Source organism: Paenibacillus sp. YSY-4.3, from assembly GCF_054767475.1.
In genome coordinates this window covers 135,499-157,408 of record NZ_BAABMC010000010.1, presented here as the reverse complement: position 1 = coordinate 157,408, position 21,910 = coordinate 135,499, and the positions used below count along the sequence as shown (strand labels likewise).

The 21,910-nt window shown below is 49.7% G+C and carries 23 protein-coding genes; 7 read left to right on the top strand and 16 right to left on the bottom strand.

From position 1 onward, the window contains the following. Positions 1-30: 30 nt before the first annotated feature. Positions 31-873 carry a carbohydrate ABC transporter permease gene (locus ACYUJT_RS23110; protein WP_460326802.1) on the bottom strand — a complete coding sequence of 281 codons (843 nt, stop codon included), beginning with the start codon at positions 871-873 and terminating at the stop codon, positions 31-33. 30 nt (positions 874-903) lie between these two features. Next, positions 904-1,713, bottom strand: coding sequence for a carbohydrate ABC transporter permease (locus ACYUJT_RS23105; protein ID WP_460326850.1), 810 nt, complete (start codon positions 1,711-1,713; stop codon positions 904-906). A 356-nt stretch (positions 1,714-2,069) separates the two neighbouring features. On the opposite strand from ACYUJT_RS23105, the gene ACYUJT_RS23100 reads away from it, so the two are divergent. The 7 genes from ACYUJT_RS23100 to ACYUJT_RS23070 all read left to right on the top strand — a co-directional run bounded on the left by ACYUJT_RS23100 (position 2,070) and on the right by ACYUJT_RS23070 (position 10,275). Continuing rightward, positions 2,070-2,648, top strand: a complete 579-nt coding sequence (locus tag ACYUJT_RS23100; RefSeq protein ID WP_460326800.1) for a GbsR/MarR family transcriptional regulator — start codon at positions 2,070-2,072, stop codon at positions 2,646-2,648. Positions 2,649-2,671: 23 nt separating this feature from the next. Beyond that, on the top strand, positions 2,672-3,445 hold the full coding sequence (locus ACYUJT_RS23095; RefSeq protein ID WP_460326797.1) for a cobyric acid synthase: 774 nt from the start codon (positions 2,672-2,674) through the stop codon (positions 3,443-3,445). Positions 3,446-3,984: 539 nt separating this feature from the next. Further along, positions 3,985-5,073, top strand: coding sequence for a multiple monosaccharide ABC transporter substrate-binding protein (gene chvE / locus ACYUJT_RS23090; protein ID WP_460326793.1), 1,089 nt, complete (start codon positions 3,985-3,987; stop codon positions 5,071-5,073). 85 nt (positions 5,074-5,158) lie between these two features. Then, a complete protein-coding gene (gene mmsA, locus ACYUJT_RS23085) occupies positions 5,159-6,688 on the top strand; it encodes a multiple monosaccharide ABC transporter ATP-binding protein (protein WP_460326848.1) in 1,530 nt (509 codons plus the stop codon). Positions 6,689-6,692: 4 nt separating this feature from the next. Continuing rightward, entirely contained in the window at positions 6,693-7,856 is a 1,164-nt protein-coding gene (gene mmsB, locus ACYUJT_RS23080; RefSeq protein WP_460326791.1) for a multiple monosaccharide ABC transporter permease, read from the top strand. A 121-nt stretch (positions 7,857-7,977) separates the two neighbouring features. Then, entirely contained in the window at positions 7,978-8,553 is a 576-nt protein-coding gene (locus ACYUJT_RS23075; RefSeq protein ID WP_460326788.1) for a TetR/AcrR family transcriptional regulator, read from the top strand. 96 nt (positions 8,554-8,649) lie between these two features. Further along, positions 8,650-10,275 (top strand): oleate hydratase, encoded by a 1,626-nt coding sequence (locus tag ACYUJT_RS23070; protein WP_460326846.1) that lies wholly within the window; start codon positions 8,650-8,652, stop codon positions 10,273-10,275. A gap of 44 nt (positions 10,276-10,319) precedes the next feature. Here the strand turns inward: ACYUJT_RS23070 and ACYUJT_RS23065 are convergent, their stop codons facing one another. From ACYUJT_RS23065 to ACYUJT_RS23000, 14 genes are all read right to left on the bottom strand, one after another. Beyond that, entirely contained in the window at positions 10,320-10,511 is a 192-nt protein-coding gene (locus ACYUJT_RS23065; protein WP_460326786.1) for an aspartyl-phosphate phosphatase Spo0E family protein, read from the bottom strand. Positions 10,512-10,712: 201 nt separating this feature from the next. Then, positions 10,713-11,063 (bottom strand): DUF805 domain-containing protein, encoded by a 351-nt coding sequence (locus ACYUJT_RS23060; RefSeq protein ID WP_460326783.1) that lies wholly within the window; start codon positions 11,061-11,063, stop codon positions 10,713-10,715. A 190-nt stretch (positions 11,064-11,253) separates the two neighbouring features. Next, positions 11,254-12,384: a sn-glycerol-1-phosphate dehydrogenase gene (locus ACYUJT_RS23055; protein ID WP_460326782.1), complete on the bottom strand. Its 1,131-nt coding sequence runs from the start codon at positions 12,382-12,384 to the stop codon at positions 11,254-11,256. A gap of 26 nt (positions 12,385-12,410) precedes the next feature. Then, on the bottom strand, positions 12,411-14,081 hold the full coding sequence (locus ACYUJT_RS23050) for a ribulokinase (protein ID WP_460326781.1): 1,671 nt from the start codon (positions 14,079-14,081) through the stop codon (positions 12,411-12,413). A 27-nt stretch (positions 14,082-14,108) separates the two neighbouring features. After that, positions 14,109-14,798, bottom strand: coding sequence for an L-ribulose-5-phosphate 4-epimerase (gene araD / locus ACYUJT_RS23045; protein ID WP_460326779.1), 690 nt, complete (start codon positions 14,796-14,798; stop codon positions 14,109-14,111). Positions 14,799-15,456: 658 nt separating this feature from the next. Then, on the bottom strand, positions 15,457-16,578 hold the full coding sequence (locus ACYUJT_RS23040; RefSeq protein ID WP_460326843.1) for a substrate-binding domain-containing protein: 1,122 nt from the start codon (positions 16,576-16,578) through the stop codon (positions 15,457-15,459). Between the two features lie 84 nt (positions 16,579-16,662). After that, a complete protein-coding gene (gene araA, locus ACYUJT_RS23035; protein WP_460326777.1) occupies positions 16,663-18,150 on the bottom strand; it encodes an L-arabinose isomerase in 1,488 nt (495 codons plus the stop codon). Positions 18,151-18,335: 185 nt separating this feature from the next. Continuing rightward, positions 18,336-18,620 (bottom strand): hypothetical protein, encoded by a 285-nt coding sequence (locus ACYUJT_RS23030; RefSeq protein WP_460326775.1) that lies wholly within the window; start codon positions 18,618-18,620, stop codon positions 18,336-18,338. Then, positions 18,610-18,969: a hypothetical protein gene (locus ACYUJT_RS23025; RefSeq protein WP_460326772.1), complete on the bottom strand. Its 360-nt coding sequence runs from the start codon at positions 18,967-18,969 to the stop codon at positions 18,610-18,612. The genes ACYUJT_RS23030 and ACYUJT_RS23025 overlap by 11 nt, the downstream gene beginning before the upstream one ends. A 901-nt stretch (positions 18,970-19,870) precedes the next feature. Beyond that, positions 19,871-20,590 (bottom strand): N-acetylmuramoyl-L-alanine amidase, encoded by a 720-nt coding sequence (locus tag ACYUJT_RS23020; RefSeq protein ID WP_460326770.1) that lies wholly within the window; start codon positions 20,588-20,590, stop codon positions 19,871-19,873. Further along, entirely contained in the window at positions 20,571-20,855 is a 285-nt protein-coding gene (locus ACYUJT_RS23015; RefSeq protein ID WP_460326768.1) for a phage holin family protein, read from the bottom strand. The genes ACYUJT_RS23020 and ACYUJT_RS23015 overlap by 20 nt, the downstream gene beginning before the upstream one ends. 31 nt (positions 20,856-20,886) lie before the next feature. Next, positions 20,887-21,165, bottom strand: a complete 279-nt coding sequence (locus ACYUJT_RS23010; RefSeq protein WP_213589880.1) for a hypothetical protein — start codon at positions 21,163-21,165, stop codon at positions 20,887-20,889. 62 nt (positions 21,166-21,227) lie between these two features. Next, complete coding sequence (locus ACYUJT_RS23005; protein WP_460326841.1) at positions 21,228-21,311, bottom strand: hypothetical protein; 84 nt, start codon at positions 21,309-21,311, stop codon at positions 21,228-21,230. A 19-nt stretch (positions 21,312-21,330) separates the two neighbouring features. Then, positions 21,331-21,906, bottom strand: a complete 576-nt coding sequence (locus tag ACYUJT_RS23000; protein ID WP_460326765.1) for a hypothetical protein — start codon at positions 21,904-21,906, stop codon at positions 21,331-21,333. Between the last annotated feature and the right edge of the window lie 4 nt (positions 21,907-21,910).

The following is a 21,910-nucleotide window of genomic DNA, read 5'->3' as shown; positions in this document are numbered from 1 at the left end:
TCCTCCACTCCACTATATGATTTGTATGGTTTATCCCTTGTTAACTCCTGCAGATAAATTTACGCTTTGCATAATCGTCTTCTGGGTCAGCAGAAATAGCAGCAATAACGGCATAATCGTGAATGAACTTGCAGCCATAATCAGCGGCCATTTCAAGCCGTAAGCACCTCCCTCCACGAAAAAACTGCGCAGACCCGCCGAAACAAGCTGCAGATCAGGATTTTTGGTAATCAGCATAGGCCAGAAATAATTGTTGTATTGCTCTATGAATGTAATGAGCACGAGGACTGCGAAAGACGAGCGGGTTAACGGAATAAGAATCGATCCCAGTACACGCCCATGCGTTGCCCCGTCGATATGCCCGGCCTCCACCAATTCATGGGATACCTGCAAAAAAGCTTGCCTGATGAGAAAAATCGAGAATACGCTGACACAGTTGGACAAAATCATTCCGGCGTAAGTATCCAGCAGATGAAGCTTAGATAACACAATATAACTCGGCAAATAAACCGCGGTGTTCGGCACCATGTAACCTAGCAGGATCAATGCGGTCAACAGTCCCTTCAGCCGGAACTTCATATGAGTCAACGCGTAGGCCATCATTGCGGAATTGATGACCTGAATGATTGCAATCGCACTAGCCACACCGATGCTATTCGCCATATAACGCCAAAATGGCGCCGCATTCCAGGCTTCGAGAAAATTACCCCACTGGGGAGACTCCGGCCAGAACGTCGGAGGGAATTGCCAGATTTCATCATTGGTTTTGAGACCGCTGGTCACCATCCAGTAGAACGGGAATGCCATTAGGAGGGCGATTAGCACCAGCGGCAAATGCCTTGTGAAGATAGGGCTTATCTTTGTCTCAGTCATGATTGCTCTCCTGTTCCTATCAATCTTGATTTAGTGGTAGTGCACATTGCGTCTGCTTACAGCGAATGAAGCCATGGAGAGCAGCACACAGCCAATGACCAGCACGACCGCTACGGAGGATGCTTCACCGATATTGAAGGCCTCAAATGCAGACTGATAATACATGTAAAGCAACGTTCTTGTTGATCCGGAAGGCCCGCCTTGCGTCATGACATTAATCTGATCGTAGGCCTGCAGAGACTGAATAATCAGCACAATCGTCAAAAAGAATGTCGTCGGAGATATGAGCGGAACCGTGACATACGTGAACCTGCGCAAGCTTCCGGCACCATCGATCGCGGCGGCCTCCAGCAAATCGCTCGGTACATTGCGCAGAGCTACCAGGTAGAAAACCATCGCCCAGCCGACGGATTTCCAACCCGTTACAATCAAGATGCCGATAAGCGCCCAGCTTGGATCACCCAGCCAGCCTACCCCCTCCGAGCCGAAGAAGCGCAGCACGTTATTGGCCAACCCTACCTCCGGTTCAAAAATCCAAGACCATACGATAGCCACAGCTACGGTTGGCGTTACCCATGGCGAAAAAATAAGCGTACGATACACTCCGGAAAATCGAAGCTTGCTGTTTAGCAGCAGCGCGAAGCCGAGCCCACCGATCAGCGTAGGAAGTACGCTTCCCGCCGTAAACAGCAGTGTTACGCGCAGCGCCTTGTAAAACGCGGGATTGCCCGCCAATTCAGCATAGTTGGCCATGCCGACGAATAGCTTCTCCGGGCTCATGAAGTCCCATTCCGTAAAACTTAAATAAAAAGCATATCCTAGCGGTATGAGCCAAAACATCGCGAGCGGGATCAGCGCCGGCAGCGTGAATAGCAGCGCCTTCACATCGGCCGCCAGTTTGGATTGTTTCAAGTCGCTCCTCCTTATTCGTTCAAAATACTTTTAATTCATAACAATAGGAATTCTCTTGATTTCTGCAAGCCTATGGAAGACTTGCTCGATTTATCCTTTGATGCTATGTTATAATCGCTTTAAATTCCGTCCTCCTTGTCTGTATGAAAATCCAATGAGTTTTCTCTGTTCAAAAAATATTGTACACTCGAAGTTAAGATATATGGTTTTCTCCGTGTAAAATGGAATAGGAAGTTATGTAAAAGAAGAATCGTGAATAATTCGACGCGATAGCAGGTGAAATTATGGAACATTCTAATCGGGATATGGAGCAGTGCAAGGTCAAGCATGAGGGGCTTCGCCGAAAAGTGGTGAAGGCCATTGCCGATACGATGGACTTGTACGGCGCAACCCATTCATTTGGCGAGCTATATGGCATTATGTATTTCGAGGACAAGCCGATGACGCTTGAAGAGATGAAGAACCGCATGAATATGAGCAAAAGCAATATGAGCTACGCTGTTCGTTCGCTCATGGCTTCCCAAATGGTCTCTAAGCTGCCGGAGAAGGAAGAGCGCAAAGACCTCTATCAGGCGGAAACGAATTTCTTTCTGGCTTTTCAGAACTTTTTTACGATCAAACTGCAGCGTGAAATTGATGTGATGACGGAGGCGATTAACGAAGCCCTGCCCGAACTTACAGAAATCATTCTCGACCTTGGCACGCCAGAAGAAGAACGCCAGCTATGCCTGCAAGATCTTCACAAACTGCGGCACGCCCTCAGCTATTACACATGGCTCCAGCAGTTCGTTTACGATCTTCGGGAAGGGCGGTATTTTGACGAAAACCTGAAAATCGAGCCGGAGCCTAACTCTGCGGATTAAAAACAAGTGAAACAGGTGAACCCATGAAATCCTTAATGATCGTCGGAACCAGCTCCTCCTGCGGCAAAAGCTTCATTACGGCAGCTCTGCTGCGCATGCTGCGGAACAAAGGGATTGTCGCTGCTCCGTTTAAAGCGCAAAATATTTCCTCAAAATCCTTCACGACCGAAGATCACTGCGAAATCGCTTATTCTACCTATATTCAAGCCTTAAGCGCCGGTGTGGCTCCGGAAGCGGACATGAATCCCGTTCTGATCAAGCCCGCCTATGACCAAACGCAGATCATCTTACATGGCAAGTTATTGTATACAGGCTGTTATACGAAATACGAGGATTTTCTGCCGGAAATCAGAGCTGGCATTGAAAGCTCTTTTCAAAGACTGGCCGCCAAATACGACATTCTCATCATTGAAGGGGCAGGATCAACCGCGGAAATCAATTTGGCCAATCAGGACGTAGCTAATATTTATACGGCTAAAATAACAAACTCCCCGCTGCTGCTCGTATCGGACATTCACTATGGCGGCGTCTTTGCAGCGCTGCATGGCACGATCGATTTGTTGGATGATTCCATCAAGAATCAATTAGGGGGATTCATTATTAATCGCTATCATGGGATCAAGGACATTTTGCAGCCAGGCATAGATGTCTTGGAAAACAAGCACGGCGTCCCGTGTGCCGGGATTTTGCCCTACCAGCATGACCTCGTAGTACCGGATGAGCAGAGTTTTGATCTTATGGCCGAGATGTTTGAATCCAATATCGACCTGGGGCTAATCAGTCGTTTGTTGGATTAAATAGTCAGGATCAGTTAACTAGATGTATTTCATGCAGTTAGTTCAGCGGTTTTGGCCGTGTTAGAGGGAACTAACTGCAGAACCTACATTTAGTTTTAAGTTTTTTCGACGAATGAGCTCCATTCAGGCAAACTAACTGCATGTTTTACATTAAGCGCATGTATTTTTTATAAAAGAGCTTAACTAGATGTATAAAATACATTCCGAATTTTAAATGATCAAAAATATTTATCAACTACCTATTCTCAAAGGCATAGTGTGCCGCAAGCTTCATCTCCTAAATCGCATCCAGCTACCGTAGATTCCCCAGCTTCCCCCATCCTAGCAATATTCACACCCCCCTTGTTTCTTCTCCATGGCTATATCCCCAAGGCATCCAAGGCACTCCCTCTCCCCAAAGTTGCTTCACCCCAAATAAGTTTGATTTTTATAAAAAGAGTAGGTTTATTGTAAATACGAAAGCGGCCTCTCCTTGCTATACTTTCCTCTGAAAGCGGATTCATAGCAAATTTCAATTTATAAACAGGGGGTAAGCGGGAATGAAAAAAGCGACATTATTGCTGCTGACGTTCGTACTGGCAATAACTTTGACGGCTTGCGGAAGCAAGGATAGCAGCGGCGGATCAACGAAAGGCGAGAAAGGCACAGTCGGGATTGCCATGCCAACGAAATCATCGGAGCGCTGGGTGAATGACGGCAACAACATGGTGAAGGAGTTCCAGAAACAAGGCTACGGCACGGATCTGCAATACGGCGAGGACGTCGTAGAGAACCAGGTATCCCAAATCGAGAACATGATTACCAAAGGCGTGGATCTGCTCGTCATCGCTTCAATCGACGGCGCGGCCATAACCGAAGTGCTGCAAAAAGCACATGATCAAGGCATCAAGGTCATCGCCTATGACCGCCTGATCATGAACAGCGAATACGTGGACTACTATGCTACCTTCGACAACTTCAAGGTTGGCGTACAGCAGGCCTCTTATATCGAAGAGAAGCTTGGTCTGAAGGAAGGCAAAGGGCCGTTCAATATCGAGCTGTTCGGCGGCTCGCCAGACGATAACAACGCTTATTTCTTCTATAACGGCGCGATGTCCGTTCTTCAGCCGTATATCGATTCCGGCAAGTTGGTCGTGCGCAGCAATCAGACGAAAATGGAGCAAATCGCCACCCTGCGCTGGGACGGCGCAACAGCCCAAGCACGCATGGATAACCTGCTGAGCGCCCACTATGCAGCAGAGAACGTCGATGCGGTCCTCTCCCCTTATGATGGCATCAGCATCGGCATTCTTTCTTCCCTGAAAGGCGTCGGTTACGGCTCGGGCAATAAACCAATGCCAATTGTTACTGGGCAGGATGCCGAACTCGCTTCGATAAAATCGATCCTAATTGGCGAGCAAACGCAAACGGTCTTCAAGGATACGCGCGAACTGGCGAAAAAAGCCGTCGGCATGGCCCTCAGCATTCTCGAAGGCACGGAAGCCGAAGTTAACGATACGAAAACCTATGACAACGGAGTCAAAGTCGTTCCTTCCTATCTGCTGGAGCCAAAATCGGTAGACAAGGACAACATTGAGCAGGAATTGGTAGAGACCGGCTACTATACGAAAGAGGAAGTGGGACTGTAACACGCAAACGGCACATATAGCGGTGGCCTTTCCGGCCTCCGCTATCCTTTGTACTCGAATGGAGACGAAAGGCTTGGTGAGAACAGTGAGTGACTTCATTTTGGAGATGAGAGGAATTACGAAGACATTTCCGGGCGTCAAGGCGCTGGAAAATGTGAACTTGAAAGTAAGAGAAGGCGAAATTCACGCCCTCTGCGGGGAGAACGGCGCCGGCAAATCCACGCTAATGAAGGTGCTTAGCGGCGTCTATCCACATGCCTCCTATGAGGGAGATATTTTGTTCCGAGGCGAGGTTTGCGAATTCAAAGATATTAAGCAGAGTGAGAGCCTGGGCATCGTCATCATTCACCAGGAGCTGGCTTTGATCCCCTATTTATCGATCGCGGAAAATATTTTTCTCGGCAACGAGCAAACCAGGCGCGGCATCATCAACTGGCACGAGACGACCGTCAAAACGAAAGAGCTGCTGGCCACGGTAGGGCTCAAGGAATCCCCCAATACCCATGTCATCCAGATCGGCGTCGGCAAGCAGCAGCTCGTAGAAATCGCCAAAGCGCTCTCCAAGAAGGTCAAGCTGCTCATCCTCGATGAACCGACGGCTGCCCTCAACGAGGACGACAGCGAGAACCTGCTGAATCTAATTCTGGAGCTGAAGAAGCAGGGTATTTCCTCGATTATTATTTCTCACAAGCTGAATGAAATCGAGAAAGTCGCAGATTCAATTACGATCTTGCGGGATGGGAAGACGATTCAGACGCTGGATATGCATGAGGATCAGGTGACCGAGGATGTCATTATCAAAGGGATGGTCGGCCGGGATCTAACCCACCGTTATCCGGAGCGTGTACCGAACATTGGGGAGAAATTGTTTGAAGTGCAAAACTGGCAGGTGGATCACCCCGAGCAGCAGGACCGCAAAATGCTGGATAACATCAACATCCATATTCGGCGGGGCGAAATTGTCGGCGTGGCCGGACTCATGGGGGCAGGAAGAACGGAGCTGGCGATGAGCATTTTCGGCAAATCCTATGGGGAGAACATCCAGGGCAAGCTGCTGCTGCATGGAAAGGAGATCCGGCTGAACGATATCAGCACCGCGATACAGCATGGCATCGCCTACGTGACCGAGGACCGCAAGGACTATGGGCTCGTGTTGATCGACGATATCAAGCGGAACATTTCTCTCGCCAATTTGGGCAAGCTGTCCCGCCACGGTGTAATCAATGAGAGCGAAGAAGTGCTTGTAGCCGAGGAATACCGGCAGAAGCTAAAGATCAAGACGCCGAGCATTTTGCAAAAAACGGTCAACTTAAGCGGAGGCAACCAGCAAAAGGTCGTGCTCAGCAAATGGATTTACGCGCAGCCGGAAATTCTCATCCTGGACGAACCTACCCGCGGCATTGATGTAGGCGCCAAATACGAAATTTACTCGATTGTCAATCAACTGGCAGACGAAGGGAAAGGCATCCTGTTCATTTCCTCGGAGCTTCCGGAGCTTCTCGGCATGTGCGACCGCATCTATGTCATGAGCGAAGGGCGCATTACCGGCGAGGTCAACCGCGAAGACGCCACCCAGGAAGTACTAATGAAATCCATGACTCGAGGCAGGGGGTAAGGAAATGCAAATGATTAGCGAGCTTTTCAAAAAAAACATCCGCCAGTACGGCATGATTATCGCGCTAGTCTTCATTACGATCTTATTTCAAATTTTAACTGACGGCATTCTGCTGAAGCCGCTCAATGTGACGAACTTGATTTTGCAAAACAGCTATATTCTCGTATTAGCCATCGGAATGGTGCTGGTCATCATCACGGGACATATCGACCTATCGGTCGGCTCCATCGCGGCGTTCATCGGTGCGCTGTCGGCCATTATGATGGTCGAAATGCAGCTTCCTCCCTTCCTCGCTGTCATCATTGCGCTCGGGGTCGGGGCACTGATCGGCGCGTGGCAGGGCTTCTGGATCGCTTATGTGAGGATTCCCGCTTTCATCGTCACCTTGGCGGGGATGCTGCTGTTCCGCGGCCTTACGATGATCATTCTGGGCGGCCAGTCGATCGCGCCGTTTCCGACGTCTTTCCAGAAGATCAGCTCCGGCTTCCTGCCTGACTGGTTCGGAGGCGAGGGCATTCACATCCTGACGATCGTCCTCGGCATCCTTCTCTCCCTGCTCGTCATTTGGCAGGAATGGAAAGATCGAAAGACCCAGATCAAGTACAATTTCCAAACCGCGCCGATTTGGGTATTCATCGCCAAGGTCGCCTCGCTCGTCGCGGTCGTTAACGTGTTTACCTATGTGCTAGCTACGCATAAAGGAATTCCGAACATACTCGTCATTCTGTTCGTGCTCATCGTCATCTATTCCTTCGTCATGAACCGGATGATTGCCGGGCGGCATATTTACGCGCTGGGCGGCAACGAAAAAGCTGCCAAGCTGTCCGGGGTCAAGACGAAGAAGGTCACCTTCTGGGTCTTCGTCAATATGGGTGCGATGGCCGCGTTATCGGGCCTCATCTTCGCTGCACGCCTGAACTCGGCGACGCCTAAAGCCGGCACGAACTTCGAGCTCGATGCGATCGCGGCCTGCTTCATTGGCGGCGCTTCCGCTTCCGGCGGCATTGGCACCGTCATCGGCGCGATTATCGGCGGCTTGGTCATGGGCGTCATGAACAACGGCATGTCCCTGATCGGCCTTGGGGTTGATTGGCAGCAAGGCATCAAAGGGCTTGTCCTGCTCCTGGCCGTGGCCTTTGACATTTATAACAAATCGAAAACAAATTAAGTTCCACTTGTAGCCTGCCGGTGGGCAGTATTCTGAAAAAGCTTCACTCTTTGTTAAAGAGTGGGGCCTTTTTTTTTGTGATACTATTGGATATATATGGTTAACTATTATGGGATAGCAGGTGATTTTTTTGTCCAATTCGACCATCACCAAGAAGGCCTTGGCCCACGCCTTGAAGCAAACGATGCAGGAGCTTCCCTTAAACAAGATCACTGTTAAACAGATCGTAAATCGCTGCGGGGTGAATCGGCAAACGTTTTACTACCATTTTCAAGATATCTACGACTTGCTCGGCTGGGTATTTGAAACAGAGGCCGTCGGCGACATTGCCGAATATCGCAGTTACGATACGTGGACGTACGGTCTATATACGATTTTCGCCTATATCGAGAGCAATAAATCCTTCTGCCTGAACACCCTTCATTCCTTGGCCCGGAGTCACTTGGACTCCTACCTGTATGCTGTCACCTATGACCTGATGATCGGCGTCGTGGACGAGGTCAGCCACGGCATGCACGTTGCCGAAGAGAATAAGAAGTTTCTCGCCAACTTCTATACGCTGGCCTTTACCGGGCTTGTCATTCAATGGATGCAGGATGGCATGAAGGAAGAGCCCGCGCCCATCGTGGAGCGGCTAAGCGGACTTATGAAAGGCAATTTCGAACGAGCCTTGCACCGCTATGAGCAGAAAGTTTAGACAAATATATGAAAGTGTCCAAAATTGATACAGTAATCGCCTATTGTCGATTTTCTATAAAAAGGAAATCTCGTACATTTAAGTTGTCTCTACTCTATATGTTTCGAGGTTTCGCAAAAATCTACGAAGGCGAGGATGAAGGCTATGGGCACTTACAGTAACCAGGTGTATTTTGTCGGAGGAGGAATCGCCTCACTGGCAGGCGCGGCATTTCTTATTAGAGATTGTGATTTTCCAGGACAGCAGATTCATATCATTGAAGAGTTAAAAGTACTTGGAGGCAGTAACGACGGTGCTGGAGATCGCGAGCACGGCTATGTGATCCGGGGCGGAAGGATGCTGAACGATGAAACATATGAAAATTTATGGGACCTGCTGGGCTCTATCCCCTCTCTCGATGATCCGGGCCAATCGGTGAGGGAGGAGATTAAAGCCTTTGATACGGCGCATCCTACGCATTCCCGGGCAAGGCTTGTGAACAAGGATGGTGAAGTGGAGGATGTGACCTCCATGGGCTTTGACATGGGTGATCGTATTGCCATGGCCAAGCTCATCATCACACCAGAGGAGCAGTTAGGCCGGCTGCGGATTAACGAATGGTTTGGGCCTCATTTTTTCCAGACGAATTTCTGGTATATGTGGGCGACAACCTTCGCCTTCCAGCCCTGGCACAGCGCAGTCGAGTTCAAAAGGTACATGCTCCGCTTCATGCATGAGTTTCCGAGAATTCATACGCTTGCAGGCGTCACGCGCACGCCTTATAACCAGTACGATTCGATCATTCTTCCGCTTCACCAGTATTTGCAGGAGCATGGCGTTGATTTTGAAATGAAATGTACGGTAACAGATTTGGATTTCAAAGAGGGCGATGGAATCACGGTGACTCGCATGCATTATGTGAAGATTGGAGTGGAAAAAACGCTGGATTTGGCGGACGAGGATTTGGTCATTGTAACGAACGGCTCGATGACGGAAAGCTCCAGCTTAGGCTCGATGACGACCCCTCCACAGCTAAACGGCAAAGGCAGCTCATGGCAGCTGTGGGATCGGATCGCGGCGAAGAAGCCAGGACTGCTTGGCAATCCCTCTTCCTTTGATGATCATATCGACGAGTCCAAATGGGAATCTTTCACCGTCACCTGCGAGGGCTCCCGTTTCTTTGATCTGATGGAGAACTTCTCCCGCAACAAGGCCGGAACCGGCGCTCTCGTCACCTTTAAAGACTCCAGCTGGTTCATGTCCATCGTGTTGGCGCACCAGCCGCACTTCCGCAACCAGCCTGACGATGTGAAAGTGTTCTGGGGTTACGGCTTGTACCCGGATCATGTGGGGGATTATGTAAACAAGAGAATGTGCGATTGTACCGGGGAAGAGATTTTAACGGAGCTGCTGCATCATTTGAAATTCGAACAGGAGTTGGATGACATTATCCGCTCGGCAAACTGCATCCCCTGCATGATGCCGTATATTACGGCGCAATTCATGCCGAGAACGCTCGGCGACCGCCCTCAGGTCGTTCCAGAAGGCTCAACGAACCTAGCTTTCATCGGTCAATTTTGCGAAATTCCCGATGACGTTGTTTTTACAGAGGAGTACTCCGTCAGAGCAGCTAGAATTGCCGTCTATCAGCTGCTGGGAGTGAACAAGCCCATTGCCCCGATGAACCAGTATCAATACGACGTGCGCACCTTGCTCCAAAGTGTAGCTACCTCTTTCCGTTAAGAGCCAAAGAGCAGCCCGTGTCAAACCTCAAGAAGCCGATTGCTTTAGGCAATCGGCTCTCTTCTGCGCAAATAATCGTACATGACTTCGTTATAGTGATTGATCAGCCGGTCAAGCTCCATGGACTGCCTCAGCACCCGCGTATCCCGCAAGCCGTATTGTTCAGCCAACTGCCCAAGCCGCCGCCGCTCTTCTTCAATTCTATGTTTAATATAATTGGATTTTAGTTTCTGCACAAAAAACACCACCTAATGAATATATTAGTCTAGGTTGACAAATATACCCATTATACGATTTTCGATAACTTTTATTAAATGTACAGGCAATCCACACATGGAAATAAAGACGCTGAGCAACCACTGCATAGAAAAGAGCCCGAAGCCTGTAAGGCCTCGGACTCTCTCTGATTCCATTTTTAAACCATATGTATGGACATCTTAATTCTCAAGCTTAGGGTTTGAACCAAATTTATTGTCGCCTGGCTCGCTATCTTGGCACATGAACACAATTAGAATAATAGTACCTACTAAAGGAATTAAGCTTAGCAGAAGCATCCAGCCGCTTCTTCCTGTATCGTGTAATCTGCGCGCACCAACTGCCAAACTTGGCAAAAAAACAGCCAGCATATAAATGTAATATAGTATTGTATCCAGACCTATAAGTCCACCGATAAAGCTAAGGACAAACGCAGCAATCATGTTGAAGAGCACAAACATCCAATATTCTTTACGCCTTGCTCTCCCTTCAAATCCGACATAGTTTTTGAGTACCTTCAAATACCAGCTCATTAACGTCACCTCTATAAAATTATTTTACTGCGACAATTCGCACAAGTTTATATCGGTTTAACATTTTAATTTCTTTATAGAATAGATCATATTTTTACAATAATAATGAAAAAGTAGTTCATACAAAAAGATTGCTTGGCCTGAATCCAAGCCAAGCAATCCTTCGCCGTCCATAATATGAATCAGTTAATTATGCCTCGTTCAGCGCACGCAACAAGGTGTGTCGGTTGTAGCGAACAAGATGCGCCTCGCGAAGACTTTCCGTAAATAAATCTTCATCGACTCCAAGCTCTTCTAGCGTGGATGGGCCACCGGCCAGAACCAGCAGCTCCCGAATCCTTGACGCAGATGGTACCTGGGCCAGCCATTCCCGGATCTCGTTACCGTGCTCGAGCAGCGCTTTCGGCTGTCGCCCCGGGAATTTGCCTTGATCCACGGCCGCGTGATATATATTGGAGATTTCAGCACACGCGACGCCAACCTTGGCTCCGTGCAGCAGCGCCCGGTTGCCGCGGCGCAAATATTCCATCTCCCAGTAGTGAGACAGATGATGCTCTGCGCCCGAAGCCGGATGAGACTGCCCGAACAGCAGCATCGCGATGCCCGATTCGATCAAAGCCGTCATCAAGATGCGAATACCGTCCTCTGTTCGTTCCCCGATCTCCTCAGCATGCTGAACGCAGGATTTAAGCGCCTGCTCCGTGATGACTGCTGCCTGTTCGCTGTATGGTTCTCCCCCTGTCAGACGGGACACCTTCCAATCGAACAAGGATGTATATTTGCCGAGCATATCCCCGAATCCAGCCGCGACCAGCGGCTGCGGTGCCTTCATAAGAACTTGCACATCGGCAAATATTGCGATCGGCGGAACTGCCGCCACTGTCTTCTTAATCCCGCGGATAATCAGCGGCGCTCCCGCCGAAGTAAAACCGTCCACGGAAGGAGCCGTAGGAACCGAGATAAACGGAATTCCCGTCTTATGGCTCACAAAGCGGACGATATCATGGATCGTTCCGGCGCCGACAGCAATGAGCCCATCCGTGGTGCCGGCTTCTACTTCAAGCAGCAGTTGCATAACGGCTTGCTCATCGGCGACGACATCGCCAGCCGCGTTTGGCTCCAGAAGACATAGCTCTGCCTTTAAGCCTTGGGAATGAAGGTTCTCTTCCAAGGCCTTCCCTGCCGCATTATAAGTATTCTGGTCGGCTACAATCACACAGCGATGCAGGATGCGGTCTCTTAGAAAAGGAGCTACCTTATGAATTGCGCCGGTCTCCAGAACGATCTTCTCCAAAAGGTCTATTTCCCGGGAATTATCCATGCCGAATCACCTCCAGTCGGACAGCGTTACTCCGTAGATTTCTTGATGCTCTTAAGCCGCTTCATCACGTCGTTCTCGCCGCGGCCGAAATAATCATGCAGCTTGCTGTATTCCTGGAATAGGCGGTCATAGATTTCCACGTTTTCGGGAATCGGCTTGAACGTCTCTTCCTTCACGCGGGCCATGCGCTCGGCAGCATCAAGGATTGTGTCATAACCGCCAGCCTCTTCCCCGGCAGCTACCGCTGCAAACATCGCTGCACCGAGTGCCGGCGTCTGCTTCGAATCGGCAACGAAGATTTCGCGGTTCGTAACGTCAGCGTAAATCTGCATCAGCAGACGGTTCTTCTGCGGCAAGCCGCCACAGGCGTACAGCGCATCGACCGCAACTCCATTGTTGTGGAAAGCGTCGACGATTTTACGGGTACCGAAGGCCGTGGATTCCAGCAGGGTACGGTAAATTTCCTGCGGCTTCGTGAGCAGCGTCATTCCCAGAATCAGGCCGGTCAAGTCCGTATCGACGAGAACCGAACGGTTGCCGTTCCACCAATCCAGCGCAAGCAATCCGGTTTGTCCCGGTTTATAGGCTGCAGCTTCTTTCTCAAGCCACTGATGGACGCCGATGCCTTCCTTGGACGCCGCTTCTCTAACGTATCCCGGAACAGCCTCTTCCACGTACCATTCAAAAATATCGCCTACCGCAGACTGGCCCGCCTCATATCCGTACAATCCTGGAATAATACCGTCCTCGACGACGCCGCACATGCCTTCCACCTGCTTCTCTTCCGTGCCCAGCAGCATATGGCAAATGGAGGTGCCCATCGCCATTACGAGCTTGCCCGGCGTTACAACGCCTACAGCTGGAACAGCAGCATGAGCGTCTACGTTCCCCACGGCTACCGCAATGCCCGGCTTGAGACCCATCATTTGCGCCATTTGTTCGGTCAACCCGCCAGCGTTCGTGCCAAGCGGGATCACATCGCCGCGCAGCTTCGTGTCTGTGAGGTTTTCCAACCTTGGATCAAGCGCTTTGAAATATTCTTTGCTTGGGTAGCCGTCCTGTTTATGCCAAATCGCTTTATAACCGGCCGTACAGCTATTGCGGACGATGGTACCTGTCATTTGCGAAATGACCCAGTCCGTCGCCTCCAGGAACATGTCTGCGCGGTCGTAGATTTCAGGAGCTTCATCGAGAATTTGCCATATCTTAGCAATCATCCATTCGGATGAAATTTTGCCGCCGTAACGCGGGAGAAACGCTTCTCCGCGCTCCGCCGCGATTTCGTTGATTTTATCCGCTTCCGGCTGGGCGGCGTGATGCTTCCACAGCTTAACCCAACTGTGCGGCTGGTCGATGTATTTGGCATCGAAGCAAAGCGGCTGGCCCTGCTCGTCAATCGGCAGCATCGTGCAAGCTGTAAAATCGATTCCGATTCCGATCACATCAGCCGGGTCAATCCCGGACTCACGGATAACCGCCGGCACAGATTTCCGCAGCACTTCCAGGTAATCGTCAGGATGCTGAAGCGCCCAATCATGCTCGAGCTTGATGCCGGATCCTGGCAGCTGCTCATCGATGACGTGGTGGGGATACGGGGTTACGTGATCCGCCACTTCACGGCCATTCGATAAATCGACCAGGACCGCACGCCCCGATTGCGTACCGTAATCCACCCCAATGGTATACTTGTTTGCCATATGAAAAACCTCCCGTTCTATACCGCATTATTTTTGTCCGTAATATGCCTTGGCTCCATGCTTGCGCAGAAAATGACGATCCAGCAGCGTCTGATCCATCGGAGCCGCCTCCGGATTTAGCCTCAGCATGCGTGCCGCAATCTTTGCTACTTCTTCGAGAACGACCGCATTATGAACCGCATTATGGGCATCCTTGCCCCATACGAAAGGTGCGTGGGCATGCACCAATACACCCGGCACCTGGTTTGGGTCGATATCGGCGAACCGCTCAACGATCACGTTGCCCGTCTCCAGCTCATAGGCACCTTCGATTTCTTCCTTTGTCATCGGCCTAGTCACAGGAATCTCTCCGTAGAAATAATCCGCATGCGTCGTACCGTAAGCGGGCAGCGCCTTTCCGGCCTGCGCCCAGCTCGTTCCCCAAGGGGAATGGGTATGCACAACCCCGCCGATATCTGGAAAAGACCGGTACAATACCATATGGGTTGGGGTGTCTGATGATGGACGCAGCTTGCCCTCAACCACATTCCCCTCCAGGTCAACGACAACCATATCTTCCGCCTTCAACTCCTCGTAAGGCACACCGCTTGGCTTAATGACAAACAATCCGCTTTCACGGTCAATTCCGCTGACATTTCCCCATGTAAATGTAACCAGTCCGTGCTTTGGCAGCTCTAAATTGGCCTCTAGAACCTGCTGTTTAAGCGCCTCCAACATACGCGGTCACTCCCTTCTCTCTCATCGTAATCCTTTACGTTATATATCACCATTTCATAGTACAAAGTTTCTTCTATAGAACTATCTATTGTTGCAGATACCCTGTCCTGATCAGAAGGCAGATGCAGATCTACAACCTAGATCTATAAGCCAAGTATCCAATCGATCAAACTGCAAATATCTAGTGTTAGATCAAACTACAAGATCAGTCAAATCAAGTTGCAAATATCTAACTAAGATGAACTCGACTCAAAAATTTGGGATGCAGTCAAGGGAAAATATCCCATGAACCTATACCATCCAAGGAATTTAGGAGATACGACATCGTAGGAACAGTTTACGTACTTGCTGACAACCATTCTTATCATTCTACTTAAAATAAATGGATTTATAGCCGTTAGTTTCTACGGTAAGAAAGGGAACATAGATTTAAATGGATTTCATGTAGTTATAAGATGGAACATCGCCAATGATCGGACAGGATCCTTGATCTAAGGTGTATAAATCCATCTAATTCCCTAAAACAATTGTTTAGGGCCTAATTAGATACCTGCATTCCATCTAATACAGCACAGTTTGGTTGATATATGCATAAATACAAGCTCAATCAAAACGTGTTGTACGTACAAGTTACACTCTAGAGTCCGGTATCCGGACCCTAGCTGTGTAATTCTACTTCCTGATTCGCCTGTTCTCTTCGTTGCACGGATTCCCGTTCAACGATTTCGGGCTTGAAAACCGTGTCTTCAAACACCAGCCCCTGCTCGATCATGCCAATGAGCTGCCGGGCTGCCAGTTCGCCCATCTCCGTCTTCGGATGCTTCAACGTCGTCAGCTTCGTTCCGGAAGCAAGCGCAAGGGAGGAATCGTCGAAACCGATGACTGAAACATCCTCAGGAACCCGCAGGCCGCACTGCTGAATGGCCTCCATCAGAACGACCGCCAATTGATCGTTGTAGCATACGAAAGCGGTCGGCCGGCCTTCCTCTTCCTGCTGCAGCAGCCGCACAGCTTGACTGTACGGGGCTTGGTCCTTCTCCTCCGTCGTGTAAGTTACGACGCGCTGGGGAGATACACTAGTCCCGAACTCCCGGTGCGCCGCCAGAAAACCTTTAAGGCGATTTACCCCTTGCAGGTCATCCCGCTTGAAGAACCCGACGATAGAGGTATGTCCCTTCTCCAGCAGATGCCGTGCAGCCAAATAGCCGCCAAGCTCATCATCCACCTTCAGGCAAGGACATTCCAGCTCGCGATATTTCTCATTGATCATCAAGTACGGAATGCCCTTCTCCTGCAGCGACAGAAAGTAGCTTAAGTTCGGATTGCCTTCCGCGCTCTTCGTCGGCTCGATGATAAGCCCGCTCAGCGGCTGGCTGGTCATCAGCTGAAGACTTTCCATTTCCTTCTCTTTATTGTTATCCGTGCTCGAGAGAAGAAGCCGGTATCCTTTGCTTCGCAGCTCCGCCTCGGCACCGCGGACGATATGCGGAAAAATATAATCCGAAATATATGTCGTGATGATCCCGATCGTCTTGACCTGCTCACTCTCTCGGCGAAGTGGATTTCTCGCGAAGGTGCCTTTGCCTTGAATCCGCTCCAGCCACCCTTCCTTCTCCAATTCACCGAACGTCTGACGCACCGTTTGCCGGCTTATGCCGAACTGCTCGGATATCTCATTCTCCGATGGAACCTGTTGTCCGGGCTGCAGCTTTCCTGTTTCAAACCATGACAACAGTTCGTTTTTGAGCTGCAAATATTTAGGAATCCGCCGATTACTCATCATTCACCTCAGCCAAATACTCTTGTTCTACCCGCTATTGTATCATAGGCCGGGGAACGCGCGGAAACGGGATCTCTCTGGCCATTAACGCAGACGATATGCCATGTCGCTCCAACGGAGCTCGTTCTTGAACCGGCGCAGCGAAGTATCCTTGTCGATAAAGACAGCCTCGATTCCGGCCATTTCCGCCCAATCCGACAAATTATCGGCTGTAATGTTATAGGACAACACCGTATGGTGAGCTCCCCCTGCCAAGATCCAGGCTTCCGCGGCTTCTCTCAGCGACGGCTGCGGCTTCCAGAGTACGCGGGCAACCGGCAGCTTCGGCATCGGCTTCTCCACTTTTACTCCGTCTACGACGTTGACAATCAGGCGGAAACGGTTGCCCAAGTCCACGAGAGAAGCGTTGACCGCCGGACCGTCTTGACCGTCGAAGACGATGCGCGCCGGATCTTCCTTGCCGCCGATGCCCAGCGGATGAACCTCGATCGACGGCTTTGTCGCGGCTATCGTCGGACAAACCTCAAGCATATGCGCGCCGAGGATCATATGGTTGCCCGGCTCGAAATGATACGTATAGTCCTCCATGAAGGAAGTATTCTTGTTGTCGGCAAGCACTTTAAGCACGCGGGTCAATGCAGCGGTTTTCCAGTCGCCTTCGCCCCCGAAGCCATAACCGGCTTCCATCAGGCGCTGTACGGCCAGACCCGGAAGCTGCTTCAGACCATGCAAGTCTTCAAATGTCGTAGTGAACGCACCAAAGTCGCCCGCTTCAAGGAATCGCTTCATTGCGATTTCGAGGCGCGCCTGATAAGCGATCGAGTCGCGAACCGGACCAGCGCTCAGGCCTTCTTTGGTAATCGTATATTTCTCGGCATATTCATCGAGAAGCGCCTTCACTTCCGCGTCGCTTACTTCGTTTACCAGCTGTACAAGATCGCCGATACCATACCCGTTTACCGACCAGCCAAGCTGAATTTGCGCTTCGACCTTGTCGCCTTCGGTTACCGCTACCTCGCGCATGTTGTCTCCGAAACGCGCTACCTTCAGGCTGCGGCTCTCTGCATACGAAACGGCTGTCCGCATCCACCCGGCGATATCCTGACGGACCTCCGCATCCTCCCAGTGGCCAACGACGATTTTGCGGGCAATGCCAAGACGGGCTCCGATATGGCCGTATTCCCGGTCGCCATGCGCAGATTGGTTCAGGTTCATGAAATCCATGTCGATCGTTTCCCACGGAATGTCGCGGTTGAATTGCGTATGGAAATGAAGCAGCGGCTTCTGCAATTGAGACAGGCCGCGGATCCACATTTTGGCCGGGGAGAACGTGTGCATCCACGTAATGATCCCCGCGCAGGATGAATCGCTGTTCGCTTCAACAATCAATTTATAAATTTCATCTGGTGTGGTTACGATCGGCTTAAATACGATGGATTGTGCAAACACAGGATCTTTGTCCAGCTGCCCGGCAATGATGCGGGAATGCTCGGCTACCTCTTCCAACGTCTCAGGCCCGTACAAATGCTGACTTCCTGTTACAAACCAAAATGAATACGGTTTCAAATTCATTGCGTTAACGCCTCCCAGAGTGATTAGTCTCTTAAGTAATGATCTGCCAACTTGTATATACAATATCGACATAATTCAAATTAGGTAATTAATTGTACGTACAAGTTCTTACCTAGATTCTATAGCCGCTACTCTGAAAAGGCAAGCGTTTTTTATCCTCAACGATTCCATTCCTTATGTAATCTTCAATAATTCGTCCAGTATTCAATATCGCTGCGCAATCCCCGCCGTGGCCTAGCCTTAGCGGGTTCCTCCGCCTCCGGGACATTTAGCAGCCTCAATGTGTTTAGCGTGGATTTGTCCGGCCAATTCAGGAAGCCGTCTCCCTCCAACCGTCTCAAAGCTGCTAGGATATCCCGCTCCGTCCTGCCAGTTGTACGTTCAAGTTCCTTCATGCTCGGAATACGGCGGCGCTGTGACCAAAAATTATAAATGATCCGCAGCAGCTTGCGTTCCAGATCAGGAAGCATAATGACTGCCCCCTTTCACAATTTGTTGCATAGATGGTTGTACAGCTGGTTGTATAGGTTGTTTCATGGAAGGCATCATGGATTGTTTTGCAGGTTGTTTCACGGATGGTAATATGGATTGTTTTGCGGACTGTTTGGCAAAGTGTTTCACAGATGGCTTCACAGGTTGTTTCACAGGATGAAGAGCGAGTATTTGCTCAGTTCTAAAGGCTCTCGGCGCTCCTGTTTGCAGGCACGTTGCTCGCACCAACCCACTACGAATGGCATGAATGTGAATGGGACGCTGTGTAATTCTGCCGCTGCGATCCATGTATATAATCTCGACCACTTGGTTAATGTATTTTTTCACCAAAATCATCTCCGATAAGAACATTTGTTTGTATTATATACGAACAAACGTTCTTTAACAAGTGGAAAATGACGCCTGGTTGTCCTTATTTTTTTGGATACCGGCGGTTTAGTTCATATTCGGCAATGTTAAGGAATAATAAACGGGTAAAGGGAAGAGATGCTTGGCGAAATGAAAAGAGAATCGATTATGTGGAATGAAAGGAGACTAGTATCATGTGGATTACTGGCGAAAGATATTGAGGTAAAGGAAAGGAGGGGCTGTGGATTATTGCGTTTTGAATACTGCTGGGGTGCGCGTATGTGGTGTATATCCTGTTTAGCGTGTATTGATCATAAAAAAGAATCTGACAGGGAGTCTGCCTGCTTCTGTGGCCAGTTGGGTTGTTAATTGGGTTGCGATTCCCCTTGCTTCTTTAGATTCAGCGTAATCATTGCGTCTAATTATCTACAACTCGCCTCTAAGAGGGTAATTCGGTACCGGAGGATGTCGCTAGATGTATTTCCTACATTTATTTTATGCCTATAAGGGCAAATTTTGCGAAATAAATGTAATTCCTACATCTAGTTTACGGTATTTTGCCTGAGCAGCCTCCATATCTCATTTCTAAATGTAAGAAATGCAACTAGTTTGTGTTGCCATCGATAGACGGTAGCTATTAAATGTAACAAATGCAGTTAGTGCGACTAACTAGCTAGCTAGCTAAACAGCGAATAGCTGGTAGTGATTAGAAGGCAGTGGATAGTAAAGTAGCAGATACCAAATAATAGATAGCGAATAACGGAGTAACAATTGAGAAGTATCGAATAGAAGAAGCTACGAATAGAGAACCAATAGCAAAATCACAAATCCTACAATGAAGCAGCAATTACGCAGAGAAAACTCCCGGCGCCATGGGAATTTACTTCTGCAATCTGCTGAGGATCGTGCCAAGCGTTCCGATATCAATCGGGTCGGTTGCTTTCCAGTCCGGACTGATTCCTGCGTGCGTAATAAGCCATTCGCGACCGCTCTCTTTCCAAGTCTGATTTGCCCCTGAATCGGCGGGTTCCGGTTGTTGTTTTACCCCTTTCGGCTTCAATCCGAGGAACTGGGCCACGCCGCGCACATGCCCTTGCGCAATCGCTTCATTAACCTCCTGCTGTTTCAGCTTGTTCGCATCGTTAACTACATCAACAAACAAATTCTCCGTCAGCACCGCAGGCATTTTGCTCTCTCTAACCATATGGAGGTTCTTCGTCTTCTCCCCCCTGTCCTTGATGCCGTAAGGCTTGAGCTCCGTCATGACGGCGTTATGCAAAACGTCCTGCAAGGACCTAGAAGCCGCGGATGCCGCAGTATAGCAGTACGATTCGAAGCCTCCCGCCCCACCCCCGGCGTTACAGTGAACGGAGATAAGAATATCGGCATTCACCTGATTGGCTTTGTCGGTTCGGTCTTTTAAAGTCATATCGGCATCCGAACTGCGGGAGAGCAGCACCTTAACATCCTCATATTGCGATTCAAGCCGCCGTTTTATGGCCAGAGATAATTGGAGGGTAATGTCCTTTTCTTTCAATCCATTTCCGGTTGCCCCCGGATCTTTACCTCCGTGGCCTGCATCAATCCATACCGTTTTCATGATCATCCGCCCCTTTCAATGCTTGCTTCACAAACTGATTGCCGTACACTGCAAACGCCCCGGTAAGGATGCCCTGAATCAGCGAATCCGGCCCCCAGCCGAGCAGCCAAATAGTCAGCAGTACTGATACGACGGTAACAATATAGATGATGCTCCAATCGGGAACCTTGGGCGTCTTTTTGAGGATATAGCCAATCACCCAACACACCGCCACAACTCCGAATAAATACGGATGAATGAGATCAAAAATAACGTTCCAGTCCATAACTATCTTCCTTTCCAGCATTTAATATAGTTTATTCTTCCAGGCGGTCCAGCCGCTTGTGTGCTTGCTTAGTCGACTCCTCCACCCGCGTCACGCGTTCGGATATTCCATCCAAGCGCTGGCTTTGAATCCGCATATCCACCCTTATGTCATCGACGCCGCGTTTGATATATTCCACGTCCGTCTGCAGGGTCGCTCCTGCCTCTGCGTCTTTCGCTGCATCTTGGCGTATGGTCCGCGTGCGCCCTAACCAGCCTAGCAAAATTCCACTAACGGCTGTCGCAATGGAGATAAGTATCGTAATTTCCATCCTGCTCCCTCCGTTTCAAAAAGAAATAGCCCCCGGGAATCGGGGGCAAAATAAAAAACGCCTTATAGGGCGTCAGAATTTAGAAACTCTTGCACTTGAGCCTGCCACCGAAGCGGCACATCGTTAATAGCTTTTAAATTTGCCATGATTAGATCATAGTATATTTTAGCCAACAGTCTCACCCCCTGTAATAATTTCGGCAAGTTCTGCAAGCGCTAGCTGCATTTCGAGTTTATCAGCTTCCTGCGATTCAGCTAGTTCAACGAGAGCCAGTTTAAGCTCGGTGTTCTCTGTCTGGAGACGTTCAAGTTCGGTTAGCTCTTGTGATTGTGGACAAGTAAGCTCCTCGATCTCTTCGGGTGATAAGCCCTCGCTCCACAACGTCGGCTGCTCTGGAAGTGTATAAACAGGGAGTTGCCCGCGCTCTTCTTCGGGCTCAGTAGCCCATTCCGCATACATAGTTTGGTATTCATTCTCTGCCGCAGTCAGAGCATCCTGGTATTTCCGCCATGCTGCTATGTCAAATCGAGGACAGAATAAACCAGGCGGTACGGGGACACCAACAATGTAACCAACTGGCTGCTGCTTCTCTTCTGACAGCTCGTCTTCAACGCCAGTATTGGTTTCAAGCTGCGTCACCAAATCCTGGTAATAGGTAGGAACGACTCCGTTAAAGGCATCATTCACTAATTCGTCCTCCAGATAAACGCCGTCTGCATTTACTTTAGGTACTGCTTTCACGGTA

Excerpts from the sequence above, each read along its gene's own strand:
- ACYUJT_RS23110 (WP_460326802.1), bottom strand. The coding sequence starts at position 873 with ATGACTGAGACAAAGATAAGCCCTATCTTCACAAGGCATTTGCCGCTG.
- ACYUJT_RS23105 (WP_460326850.1), bottom strand. The coding sequence starts at position 1,713 with ATGTTTTGGCTCATACCGCTAGGATATGCTTTTTATTTAAGTTTTACG.
- ACYUJT_RS23100 (WP_460326800.1), top strand. The coding sequence starts at position 2,070 with ATGGAACATTCTAATCGGGATATGGAGCAGTGCAAGGTCAAGCATGAG.
- ACYUJT_RS23095 (WP_460326797.1), top strand. The coding sequence starts at position 2,672 with ATGAAATCCTTAATGATCGTCGGAACCAGCTCCTCCTGCGGCAAAAGC.
- chvE (WP_460326793.1), top strand. The coding sequence starts at position 3,985 with ATGAAAAAAGCGACATTATTGCTGCTGACGTTCGTACTGGCAATAACT.
- mmsB (WP_460326791.1), top strand. The coding sequence starts at position 6,693 with ATGCAAATGATTAGCGAGCTTTTCAAAAAAAACATCCGCCAGTACGGC.
- ACYUJT_RS23060 (WP_460326783.1), bottom strand. The coding sequence starts at position 11,063 with ATGAGCTGGTATTTGAAGGTACTCAAAAACTATGTCGGATTTGAAGGG.
- ACYUJT_RS23055 (WP_460326782.1), bottom strand. The coding sequence starts at position 12,384 with ATGGATAATTCCCGGGAAATAGACCTTTTGGAGAAGATCGTTCTGGAG.
- ACYUJT_RS23050 (WP_460326781.1), bottom strand. The coding sequence starts at position 14,081 with ATGGCAAACAAGTATACCATTGGGGTGGATTACGGTACGCAATCGGGG.
- araD (WP_460326779.1), bottom strand. The coding sequence starts at position 14,798 with ATGTTGGAGGCGCTTAAACAGCAGGTTCTAGAGGCCAATTTAGAGCTG.
- ACYUJT_RS23040 (WP_460326843.1), bottom strand. The coding sequence starts at position 16,578 with ATGAGTAATCGGCGGATTCCTAAATATTTGCAGCTCAAAAACGAACTG.
- araA (WP_460326777.1), bottom strand. The coding sequence starts at position 18,150 with ATGAATTTGAAACCGTATTCATTTTGGTTTGTAACAGGAAGTCAGCAT.
- ACYUJT_RS23030 (WP_460326775.1), bottom strand. The coding sequence starts at position 18,620 with ATGCTTCCTGATCTGGAACGCAAGCTGCTGCGGATCATTTATAATTTT.
- ACYUJT_RS23020 (WP_460326770.1), bottom strand. The coding sequence starts at position 20,590 with ATGAAAACGGTATGGATTGATGCAGGCCACGGAGGTAAAGATCCGGGG.
- ACYUJT_RS23015 (WP_460326768.1), bottom strand. The coding sequence starts at position 20,855 with ATGGACTGGAACGTTATTTTTGATCTCATTCATCCGTATTTATTCGGA.
- ACYUJT_RS23010 (WP_213589880.1), bottom strand. The coding sequence starts at position 21,165 with ATGGAAATTACGATACTTATCTCCATTGCGACAGCCGTTAGTGGAATT.
- ACYUJT_RS23005 (WP_460326841.1), bottom strand. The coding sequence starts at position 21,311 with ATGGCAAATTTAAAAGCTATTAACGATGTGCCGCTTCGGTGGCAGGCT.